This is a genomic window from Mycobacterium sp. BK086 (assembly GCA_004362315.1).
Classification (GTDB): domain Bacteria; phylum Actinomycetota; class Actinomycetes; order Mycobacteriales; family Mycobacteriaceae; genus Mycobacterium.
In genome coordinates this window covers 123,815-136,067 of sequence record SNWL01000006.1, presented here as the reverse complement: position 1 = coordinate 136,067, position 12,253 = coordinate 123,815, and the positions used below count along the sequence as shown (strand labels likewise).

Below are 12,253 nucleotides of genomic sequence, written 5' to 3'. Positions count from 1 at the left end.
CCCATGACTGACGTTCTTGCCACCGACCAACAGCGCCTGGAGCTGTTGCGCCACAGGCTCGCTCAGCGCGGCTTGCTGGCCGAGCCGACTTCCACGGCCGATCCCGCAGTGATGACCGACGGCCAGCGACGAATGTGGTTCGTCCAGTCCATCGACACCACCGGTGCTCTGCTGAACGTCGGTGTCTCCTATCGGCTGATCGGCGAGATCGATGCGGCGAGGCTACATGCGGCGGTCGACGCCGTCGCCGCGCGTCACCCGATCTTGCGCACCACCTACCGCACCGGTTCCGACGGAGAACCGAGCACCACTGTTCACCAAGACCTGAAACCGGCCTGGGCACAGCACGATCTGTGCGAGCTCAGCCCGCAGGCCCGCGGGTTGCGGCTGGAGGTGCTGGCTCAGCGCGCCTTCACCACACCATTCGACCTCAGTACCGAAGCGCCGCTGCGGATCACGCTGGCCCAGGTGGGTCTTGCCGAGCACGTGCTGATGCTGGCCGCCCACCACATCGCCTGGGACGACGCCTCCTGGCGGGTGTTCTTCACCGATCTCACCCGGGCCTATCAGGACGATGTCCTGGAGCCGGTGGTAGCGGCCGAGGCGCCGGTATCCGGTACCGACGACGCCGACGTGGAGTACTGGCGCACACTGCTCGTCGATCCGCCTGAACCGCTGGAGCTGCCAGGACCCAAAGGCTCGGCGGTGCCGGCAGAGTGGCGGGCCGACCGGTGCACGACCCGGTTGAGCGCCGACACCGTCGATGCGGTGACGAAACTCGCGCATGAGTTGGGCGCGACGCCCTACATGGTGCTGCTGGCCGCATTCTCCGCGCTGATGCAGCGCTACACCCACGCCGACGACTTCCTGGTCGCCGCACCGGTTCTCAACCGGTCCTCGGATGACGTCATCGGCTACTACGGCAATACGGTCGCGCTGCGGATGCGGCCCAATCGCTGGGGCACCTTCGGTGAGCTGGTCGAGGCTGCCCGCGACACCGCAGTCGGAGCGTTCGCCCATCAGCGGGTCAACCTCGACCGGGTAGTGCGCGAACTCAACCCGGACCGGCGCTACGGCGTCGAGCGGATGGCGCGGGTCGGATTCGGCGTGCGCGAGTCCGAGGGTCACGGTTTCACCTCGCCAGGCGTGCGGTGCGAGCGGGCCGAGTACCGCGGCCAGTTCGCCCAGCTGCCTTTGGGTTTCATGGTCGAGTTCAGCGCGGGTGAGATCGAGGTGGAGGCCGAATACCTCACCGAGGTGATCGATGCCGACCTGGCCAGCCAGCTGCTCGACAGCTTCACTGTGTTGCTCGACGACGCCGTTCCCCATCCCGACCGGCTGTTGGCCGACCTGGCAGTGCTGGGCCAGCACGACACCGGCTGGCTCGAGCGGGTGTCGCGGGGTGAGGACTACGACTGCCCCCCAATGACACTCGGTGACCTGATCGCCGAGCGTGCCGCGCTGCAGCCGGATGCCATCGCGGTTGTCTACGAGGGCCGCCGCTACAGCTACCGCGAGATCAACGAAGCGGCGAACCAACACGCGCGCTGGCTCATCGCTCAGGGCATCGGCACCGAGGACAGGGTCGCGGTGCTGCTGGAGAAATCACCCGAGCTGGTGATCACCGCGCTCGGTATCGCGAAAGCGGGTGCGGTGTACCTCCCCGTGGATCCCGAATATCCGGCCGATCGCATCGCCTACATCCTCGCCGACTCTGATCCCAAACTGGTTGTACGCGAACCGATCACGGGAACCGATAGCTTCTCCGCAGACGACCTAACGACACGGGATCTGGCGTGTCCGTTCGGCCCGGCCAACACCGCCTACCTGATCTACACCTCGGGCTCGACCGGACTTCCCAAGGGCGTTCCGGTGCCGCATCGGCCCGTCGCCGACTACTTCCGTTGGTTCGCCGAGGAATACCAGATCGGTCCGGACGACCGTCTGTTGCAGGTCGCCTCGCCGAGCTTCGACGTGTCGATCGGCGAGATCTTCGGGGTGCTGGCACAAGGTGCGCGCCTGGTGATTCCGCGCAGCGATGGCTTGCGGGACATCGGCTATCTCACCGATCTGCTTCAGCGCGAGGCCATCACGTCCATGCACTTCGTACCGTCGCTGCTCGGCCTGTTTCTGTCGTTGCCCGGTGTCGAGCAGTGGCGCACGCTGCGCCGCGTGCCGATCGGCGGCGAAGCCTTGCCCGGCGAACTCGCCGACAAGTTCCACGCCACCTTCGACGCGCTGCTACACAACTTCTACGGGCCCACCGAAACGATCATCAACGCCTCCCGGTTCAAGGTCGAGGGCAGGCAGGGCACTGGCGTGGTCCCGATCGGCACGCCCAAGATCAACACCACGATCCATCTGCTCGACGACGCACTGCGGCCCGTTCCGGCCGACGTGATCGGTGAGATCTACATCGGCGGAACGCAACTGGCGCACGGCTACCATAACCGTCCGGTGCTGACCGCCGAGCGCTTCGTCGCCGACCCGTTCAACCCGGGTGGCCGCCTCTACCGAACCGGTGACCTGGCCCGACGTAACCGCAACGGCGATCTCGAATTCGTCGGCCGCGCCGACGAACAGGTCAAGATCCGCGGCTTCCGGATCGAGCTCGGAGAGGTGGCCGCCGCTGTCACGGTCGATCCCAGCGTGGGCAACGCGGTCGTCATCGCCGCCGAACTCCCTCATCTCGGCAAGAGTTTGATCGCGTACGTGACGCCCGCGGCCGGTGAAACGGTGGATGTCGACCGGATCAAGACCAGAGTCGCGGCCGCGCTGCCGGACTACATGATCCCGGCCGCCTACGTCATCGTCGACGAAATTCCGGTCACCGCCAACGGGAAGCTCGACCGTGCCGCGCTGCCGGAACCGGAGATCGGGCCCGCTGTCGACTACCGCGCACCGGTCACCGAGACCGAGCGCGCCGTCGCCGCGCTGTTCGCCGAGTTGCTCGGCGCCGACGAGGTCGGCTGCGACGACTCGTTCTTCAGTCTGGGCGGCCACTCACTGCTGGCCACCAAACTGGTGGCCGCGGTCCGTGAGGCCTGCGGGGTTGATGTGAGCGTGCGTGACGTGTTCGAGCACGGCACCCCCGGAGAGCTCGCCGCCCTAGTCGACGACCTGCGTGACGGACAACCGAATTCGAACCGGCCGCAGCTCACCTCGCGTACCACCGATGCCGAGCATTCGCCGTTGTCGGCAGCACAGCTGCGGAGCTGGTTCCAGTACCGGGTCGACGGCCCCAGCCCGGTGAACAACATCCCGTTCGCCGCGAGGCTGACCGGGCCGTGCGACGTCGACGCATTGGTCAGTGCCGTCGGTGACGCCGTTGCCCGCCACGAGATTCTCCGGACCGTCTACCGCGAGATCGACGGTGTTCCCCATCAGACCGTCGAGACTGCCGACACCGTCGAGGTGCGCCGCCTTGACGGCCCGGACAGCGCCTGGCTGACAACGCAACTCGACGCTGAGCGAGCACACCGCTTCGAGCTGGAGTCGGAGCTGCCGATCCGCGTCGCGGTGTTGCGCACCCCCGGCGAATGTGTGCTGTCGATGGTCGTGCACCACATCGCGGCCGACCACTGGTCGGCGGGTGTGTTGTTCACCGACGTGCTGACCGCGTACCGCGCACGGCGTGAGGGCACCGCGCCGTCTTGGCAGCCGCTGCCCATCCAGTACCGCGACTACGCGGCCTGGCAGGTCGAATTGCTGTCCGACACCGAGCTGATGGACGCCCAGCGGGAGTACTGGGTGGGCCAACTCGACGGGCTGCCGGAGGACACCGGGCTGCGGCCCGATCTGCCGCGGCCGCCGATGGCCGGCGGGGCTGGCGCGGCCATTCCGCTGCGGTTCGATGCCCGGACCCGCGACCGGCTCACCGCGCTGAGCCGTGAACTGGGCATCACCGAGTTCATGCTGCTGCAGACCGCGATCGCCGTCGTCCTACACAAGGCCGGTGGCGGTATCGACATCCCGCTGGGCACCCCGGTGGCGGGCCGTACCGACACCGAATTGGACCGGCTGGTTGGCTTTTTCGTCAACATCCTGGTGTTGCGCAACGACCTGTCGGGCAATCCGACGCTGCGTGAGGCACTGCTGCGGGCCAGGGAGATGGCGCTGGCCGCCTACGCCAACCAGGATCTTCCGTTCGACAGGGTGGTCGACGCCGTCAACCCGGTGCGGTCGCTGTCCCGCAACCCGCTGTTCCAGGTCGTCGTACACGTCCGCGAAGAGCTGCCCGAGGATCAACTCATCGAGGCCGGACCCGACGGGGAGACCAGGTTCACCGCGCTGGAACCGACATTCGATGTGGCGCACGCCGATCTGAGCGTGAACTTCTTCGTCGGTGACGACGGCTACCGCGGCCACGTCATCTACCGGACCGAGCTGTACCACGCGTCGACGATGCAGCGGTTCACCAATTGGCTGAGCCAGGTCATCGAGGCCTTTGCCACCGACCCCGACGCGACGCTGCGTGACGTCAACCTGCTTGGTGATGCGGAGCTGGAACAGGTGCTCGCCCAGAGCCGAGGCATCCCGTCGCCGGCGGACCGGCCCCGCACGGTGCCCGGGCTGCTGGAAGCCGGCCGCGCCTGGGGTCCGGACCGCGTCGCACTGCGTTGCGGCGACCAGTATCTCGATTACCCTGCGCTGCACCATCGCTCGGACCGATTCGCGCATCTGCTCGTTCGCCACGGCGTCGGCCCCGGGTCGCTGGTCGGGATGTCCATGCGTCGCGGTATCGATCTCGTCGTCGCGCTGGTCGGCATCATGAAGGCCGGTGCCGGGTTCTTCCCGCTCGATCCGAGCTATCCGCCGGCGCGCAAGCAGTTCATGCTCGACGACGTGGCGCCGGAAGTTGTGGTCGTCACCGCAGAAGCCGCTGCGTCGATGCCCGAGGCCCACGGGGTCACGCTGATCTCGATGGACGACCCGGCGGTCCGGGCGGAGCTGGGCTCCACCGATCCGGTTGCACCACTTGCCCTTCCGCGCCCGGACGATCCGATGTACCTGATGTTCACCTCGGGCTCCACCGGCAAGCCGAAGGGCGTGGTGGGCACCCACCGGGCGATGAGCACCCGGTTGACCTGGCAGCTCAAGCATTATCCGGTGACCGGGGCCGATATCCGCTTGGCCCAGGCGCCGATGACCTTCCTCGAGGGATGCATCGAGACGCTGGCCGGGTTGGTGGCCGGATCGACGCTGATCGTCGCCGACGACGCCGAGCACCGCGACGCCGAGGCGATCGCCGGTCTGATCGAGCGGCACGCGGTGGCTCAGGTCACTGGTGTCGCCAGCCTGGTGTCCGCACTCGTCGACAGTGCGCCGGATGCGGTGCGCGCTCTGCGCCGCCTGGTGACCTGTGGTGAGCCGGTGAATGTCTCTCTGCTGCAACGGCTCGTCGCCTGTGTGGGGGACAGTTCGGCGAGAACCAGTGAGCTGCTGAACGCGATCGGTGCCACCGAAACCTCGGGTGCGTTGATCCGCGGCCCGCTGGACCTGCCGATCCCCAAGATCGGGGCACCGATGGAGGGGTCGCAGGTCTACCTGCTCGACGATGCGCTCCAGCCGGTGCCGATCGGTGTGGTCGGCGAGTTGTACTACGCGGGGGAGCAGATCGCCCGCGGCTACTGGAAGCAGCCAGGTCTGACCGCCACCCGCTTCATCCCGAATCCGTATGCGTCCGAACCGGGCTCGCGGTTCTATCGCAGCGGCGACCGTGGGCGGTGGACCGACGACGGCCGGCTCGAATTCGTCGGCCGCACCGACCATCAGGTGAAGGTGCGCGGATTCCGCGTCGAACTGGCTGAAGTCGAAGCGGCACTGAAGGCTGCCGACGGTGTTGCCGCCGCGGCCGCACGCACCTGGGAGGGCCCCGGCGGGGCCAGCCTGGCCGGCTACGTGGTGGCCCACGAGCCGGTGTCGGACCCAGCGGAGTTCGCGGCCGCGGTACGTGCGTCGGTGGCCGCCGCGCTGCCGGGCTACATGACGCCGTCGACGATCTCGGTGCTCGAGGTGATGCCGGCGACGGAATCCGGCAAGTTGAACCGGCCGGCGTTACCCCGGCCGGAGGTGCACACCACCGGGACGAATGAGCCGGCCAGGACCGACACCGAGCGTGCGGTCACAGGTGCCATGGGCCAGTTGCTCGGCGTCGACGGAATCGGCCGGGAGGACGACTTTTTCGCGCTCGGCGGTGACAGCATCCTGTCGGTGCAGCTGGCCGCCCGGATGCGGGCCGCCGGGCTGACGGTCGACCCCAGAATGATCTTCGACTACCCGACCGTGGCGGCACTGGCAAGCGCGATCGACGAGCAGGGTGAGAGTGAGGTTCGGGCGGACACCCGCCACGAAGCGATGAGCGTCTCGGGGCTGTCCGCGGGCGATCTGGATGCGTTGAAATCGTCATGGTCGAAGGCTCGTCCCTCGTGACCAACGCCGACATCGACGACGTGCTGGCGTTGTCGCCGCTGCAGCTGGGGCTGTATTCACACGCGACGCTGATCGGACCCGACGCCGACGACCCGTACGTCATCGCGATGACCGCGGACGTGACCGGGCCGCTCGACGTCGCCCTGCTGCGCGAGTGCGCATCGGCGATGCTGGTGCGGCATCCCAACCTGCGGGCCAGCTTCTGGCATCAGGACCTCCCGCACCCCGTCCAGATCGTGCCGTCGGCGGTCGAGCTGCCGTGGCAGCAGGTGCGGGCCGATGACGATCAGGCGGCCGCCCTCGAACACCACGAACGCAGCCGGCCGTTCACCCTGCACGACGGCCCGCTGATCCGTTTCCTGCTGATCGAATTGCCTGATCAGCGCTGGCGTTTGGTGGTCACCGCGCACCACATCGTGATCGACGGTTGGTCGCTTCCGGTGTTCATCGGTGAGATGCTCACGCTGTACCGGGGCGGCGGAGACCCCGACACGCTCCCGCCGCCGCGGCTGTATCGCGACTACATCGGCTGGCTCGCCGACCGCGACCCGCACGTCGGCGAACAGGTGTGGCGTCAGCACCTTGCCGGGATGCCGGGGCCGACGTTGCTGTCACCGGCACTGGGCGGTGATGGTGCCGGTCTGCCGAAGCGGACCGAGCTGACGCTGCCCGCCGCCGAGGCTGAGCAGCTCGCCGAAGCGGCCCGCTCGCGGGGTGTCACGCTCAACACACTCCTGCAGATGACCTGGGGGTTGATCCTGTCGCGGCTGACCGACCGTGACGACGTCGTGTTCGGTGTCACTGTGTCCGGGCGGCCGCCCGAGTTGGCCGGCGTGGAGACGATGGTCGGGTTGTTCATCAACACCATTCCGATGCGGGTGCGACTGGACCCGAACACGACTGTGGGTCAGCACTGTTCGACGCTGCAGCGCGAGGCTGCCCAGCTGCGCGACCACAGTCATTTGACGCATTCCCAGCTGCGCACCTTCGCCGGAGTCGGCGAGATGTTCGACACCCTGCTTGTCTACGAGAGCTTCCCGTCGTCCGGAGTGATCGGTGGCCAGGAGTTCTCGTCAGGCGAGGTGAGCTTCCGGCCCGCCGCGATGGAGAGCCTCACCCACTTCCCGGTCACCATCGCCGCCTACCGCAGCGGCGCCGAACTCACACTGCTGGTGGAGGTTTCCGACAACGCGCTGGGCGCGATGACCCCCGAGCTGCTGGGCACGAGGGTCCTGCGGACGATGCGCCGTCTCATCGAGATGTGGGACAGGCCGCTGGGCGCGGTCGCCATCCTGCTCGACGGTGAAGTCGGCTCGATCGGGACACCCGAACGACTCACCGCCGGCGAGTCAGGAGTTGGTGAGCGGTTTGCTGAAGCCGCTGCGGCGCACAGTGATTCGATCGCGCTGCGGTGGGACGGTGGCGAGCTGACCTACGGGGAGCTGCACGAACGATCGGATCGCCTCGCCGGGCTGCTCGTGGAGTCTCGCGTGCACGCCGAAACCGCGGTGGCGATCCAGTTGCCGCGCGGCGCCGACTACGTGGTGGCGATGCTGGGTGTGCTCAAGGCCGGCGGCATGTACGTGCCGCTGGAACGGGGCATGCCGGCCGGACGGGTGGAGTCGATTCTCGCCCAGACCGGAGCAGCACTGGTCGTCGACGAGGGCACGATCGCAGCCGCCCGCACCGCACCCAGAATGTCGACGCCGACCGCACCGGGCCAAGCCGCCTACGCGGTGTTCACCTCGGGCACCTCCGGAGAACCCAAGGGCGTCATCGGAACTCACCGGGCTCTGCTCGCCTACATCGACGACCACGCCGAGCGGATGCTGCGGCCCGCTGCCGAACGGCTCGGTCGTCCGCTGTCCGTCGGGCACGCGTGGTCTTTCGCGTTCGACGCCGCCTGGCAGCCGTTGGCGGGACTCCTGTTCGGCCACACTGTGCACCTGATCGATGAGGTTGACCGCCGGGACGCCGAGGCACTCGTCGAAATCATCGACCGGTACGGGATCGACATGCTGGATGTCACTCCGTCGCTGTTCACCAACTTGCGCCGCGCCGGGTTGCTGGACCGCGGGCTGCTGTCGGTGCTCGCCCTCGGTGGCGAGGCGGTGGGGTCGGTGGACTGGACCGACATCCGAAAGGCCTGTACCCAAACGTTGTTGGCCGCACACAACTGCTATGGCCCGACCGAGACGACCGTCGAGGCCGTCGTCGCGGCCATCAGCGATCACGACTCGCCGGTCATCGGCTATCCGACCGGCTCCACCGGTGCCGTGGTGCTGGACTCGTGGCTGCAGCCCGTACCCGACGGCGTAGTGGGCGAACTGTATCTGGCCGGCGACCAGGTGACCCGCGGTTACCTCGGCCGTCCCGCCGAGACTGCGACGCGGTTCGTGGCCGCACCGGGTGGCGGCAGGATGTACCGAACCGGTGATCTGGTGCGCCGGGATCGGGACGGCGCATTGTCGTTCATCGGCCGTGCCGATGCCCAGATCCAGGTTCGGGGTTATCGCGTCGAACCGGGCGAGATCGAGGCGGTGCTGGAGGAAATACCAGGCGTGCGGCACGCTCACGTTGCCGTGCACCGTCAGGCGGCGGGTCAGCGGCTGATTGCGTATGTCGCCGGTGACGTGCCGGTGCCGGATCTGCGGTCGCTGCTGCGAAACCGGCTGCCGCGCTACATGATGCCGCATCGCTTGGTCGTGGTCGACACCATCCCGCTGACCGCCAACGGCAAGGTCGACGAATCCGCGCTGGCAGCCGCCGTCACCCCCGACGAGACCCTGGAACTGCCCGCTACCCCGACCGAAGTTGCACTGGCACAGGCGATCACGGCACTGTTGGGCATCACCGACGTCGATATCGACGCGGACCTGCTAGAGCTGGGTCTCGACAGCATTGTCGCCCTGTCGCTGGTGCAGACCGCACGCCGGTCCGGGCTCCCGCTGCGGGCGCGACTGGTCCTGGAATGCGGAACACTTCGCGAACTCGCCGCCGCGGTTGACCGCGACACCGCCGAGGACCTGGCCGCCGGACCCGAGCCGGAGGGGCCGATCCCCGCATTGCCTGCTGTGCATTGGCTCTACGAACACGGCGACCCCCGGCGGCTCGCTCAGATCGAGGCGATCACACTGCCACCCGACGCCAGCGCCGATCGGCTGCGCCTGCTTCTGGACGGTATCGCGACGGGTCACGAGATGTTCCGCAGCCGAATCGATCTCCCGACCATGACGTTCCTGCCTGCCGACCGTCAGACCATTCCGCTGACCGAGGTGGAGGTCATCGGTGAGCTCGGTGACGCCGTCACCGAACATGCCGCCGCCGCCATCGAGCGGCTGGACCCAGAGCGAGGCCACCTCACCGAGGCGCTCTGGCTGCACCGACCCGGCGACCCGGGAGTCCTCGTGCTCGTCGTCCACGTGCTGGCCATGGACCCCGCGTCGTGGCGCATCGTGCTGGGTGAGCTGATGGCCAATTGGTCGACCGCGGCCGACGAGTCGATCAGCGGTGAGCGAATGAGCTATCGCCGGTGGGCATGCACGCTCGCCGACCGGGCGACCCAGCTCGACACCGTGGAGTTCTGGCTGGAACAGCTCGATGGAGAGGACCCCGCGTTGGGCGCCCGGCGAATTCGCCCACGGGTGGACCGATTCGGCGACCTGGCGATCACCGTATCGGTCACTGAGGACGACGTCACGAGTGGATTGTTGCGCGCCCAGGTACCGATCCAAGATGTGCTGGCCGATGCCTGTGCGCGGCTGATCACGCGCTGGCGCGACGAGCGTGGCGAGGGCGGCCCGGTTCCACTGGTGGCGCTGGAAACGCACGGGCGCAGCGGTGCCGCCGACGACACCGTCGGCCTGCTGAGTGCCATCTATCCGTTGCGGATCCGGCCGGGTGAACCGATCCCCGAGATCGCCGGGGAACCAACCGACTTCGCGTTGCTGCGGTATGCGCGACCCGACACCGCCGCACGACTCGGTGGGTTTCGGGGACCCCAGGTGTTGCTGAACTATCTCGGCAGGCTCGACCTGGACGCCGGCTCGCTACTGGACCGGGGTCTGCTCGCCGGGGTGCCGATCATGACCGAGCCGAACATCGCGGTCCGCCACGAACTGACCCTCGTCGCGGCGATCGCCGGTGGGAAACTGGTCACCCAGTGGCGAACCGTTCCCGACATCTTTGACGACGCGGATGTTGCCGCGCTGCAGTCTATCTGGCAAGACACCCTCCGGGAGTTGGCCGAGGTGCCCCGATGACCGGGCGGCTGGCGATTCTCGGGGCAGGAGCCAAAGCCGTTGCGGTGGCGGCCAAGGCCGCAATGCTGCGCGACATGGGCGTGGCCACACCCGACATCATCGCCGTCGAGCAGACCGCGATCGCCGCGAACTGGCGGGCGGGCGGCGGCTGGACCGACGGCCAGCACCGGCTGGGGACCAGCCCGGAGAAGGATGTCGGCTTCCCGTACCGCTCGGCGATCCTGCCCGGCCGTAACGCCGAACTCGACCAGCGGATGATGACGTTGAGCTGGCAGTCGTATCTGGTGGCGACGGGGCGGTTCGCCGAGTGGGTCGACCGCGGCAAACCGGCGCCCACCCACGAGACCTGGGCAGGCTACCTGCGGTGGGTGGGTGATGCCGCCGGGCTGAACATCGTTGCGGGCGAGGTCATTCGGCTGTCGCTGGACGGTCCATCGTGGCAGCTGCACACCCGCGACGCCACTGTTACAGCCGATGCAGTGATGATCACCGGCCCCGGCCAGCCCGACAGGTCGGTGCTGCCCGGGCATCCGCAGGTGCTCTCGATTGCCCAGTTCTGGCAACTGGCCGCCGATCATCATCGGATCGACGCCGAACGGGTCGCGGTGATCGGCGGCGGCGAAACCGCCGCTTCGATGCTCAACGAGCTTTTCAAACACCGGGTTTCGACGATCACGGTCATCTCTCCGCAGGCGACCCTCTTCACCCGTGGAGAGAGTTTCTTCGAGAACCGGATGTTCAGCGATCCGACGGACTGGACGGGGCTGACCATCGCCGAACGCCGCGACGTGATGGCCCGCACCGACCGCGGAGTGTTCTCGGCACGCGTGCAGGATTCGTTGTTGGCCGACGACCGGATTCGGCACCTGCGTGGCCGCGTCGCGCACGGTGTCGCCGCCGACGACCGGATCCGGATCACCCTGCACACCGATCGGCACGGCGAGCGGTTGGAGACGGTGCACGGGTTCGATCTGGTGATCGACGGCTCGGGTGCCGACTCGTTGTGGTTCCTGTCGCTGCTGGGCCAGGACGCGCTGGATCTGCTCGAGGTCAGGCTGAACGGACTTCTGACCAGCGACCGGCTGCAGCAGGCCATCGGTGCCGACCTCTCATTGACCGGAGTTCAGCCGAAGTTGTTCCTGCCCAATCTTTCCGGACTCACCCAGGGACCGGGCTTTCCGAACCTCAGCTGTCTGGGTCTGCTGTCCGACCGGGTCCTCGGTGGGGGAGCAGGCGTCCGCCCAGCACATTCCACTACCAGGAGGAACAGTGAGTACCAATCCCTTTGATGCCGAGGACGGCCGTTTCTATGTGCTCGTCAACGATGAGGAGCAGCACAGCCTGTGGCCGGCGTTCGCCGAGATCCCCGCGGGCTGGCAGGTGGTATTCGGCGAGGCCGGTCGCGACGAGTGCGTGCAGTTCGTCGAGCAGAACTGGTCGGACATGCGGCCGAAGAGCCTGCGCTGAGGGCCTCGACAGGCTACTTATGCAATGCTAACTTTCTCAGGTTAGGCAAACCTAAGGAGTGGGGGGTGGCATCGACGGCTGCCCCGGAACGA

The 12,253-nt window shown here is 67.7% G+C and carries 4 protein-coding genes; all 4 read left to right on the top strand.

Features of this window, described 5'->3' with window-relative positions; translation table 11 throughout:
• Positions 1-3: 3 nt before the first annotated feature.
• Genes EV580_RS21480 through EV580_RS21465 form a run of 4 tightly spaced genes read left to right on the top strand, consistent with a single transcriptional unit; the run spans position 4 to position 12,161 of the window.
• Complete coding sequence (locus tag EV580_RS21480; protein ID WP_133693387.1) at positions 4-6,432, top strand: non-ribosomal peptide synthetase; 6,429 nt, start codon at positions 4-6, stop codon at positions 6,430-6,432.
• Positions 6,408-10,694, top strand: coding sequence for a non-ribosomal peptide synthetase (locus tag EV580_RS21475; RefSeq protein ID WP_166654816.1), 4,287 nt, complete (start codon positions 6,408-6,410; stop codon positions 10,692-10,694). The genes EV580_RS21480 and EV580_RS21475 overlap by 25 nt, the downstream gene beginning before the upstream one ends.
• Positions 10,691-11,983: an NADPH-dependent L-lysine N(6)-monooxygenase MbtG gene (mbtG, locus tag EV580_RS21470; protein ID WP_133693383.1), complete on the top strand. Its 1,293-nt coding sequence runs from the start codon at positions 10,691-10,693 to the stop codon at positions 11,981-11,983. The genes EV580_RS21475 and mbtG overlap by 4 nt, the downstream gene beginning before the upstream one ends.
• On the top strand, positions 11,964-12,161 hold the full coding sequence (locus EV580_RS21465; protein WP_133693381.1) for an MbtH family protein: 198 nt from the start codon (positions 11,964-11,966) through the stop codon (positions 12,159-12,161). The genes mbtG and EV580_RS21465 overlap by 20 nt, the downstream gene beginning before the upstream one ends.
• The last annotated feature ends 92 nt before the right edge of the window (positions 12,162-12,253 follow it).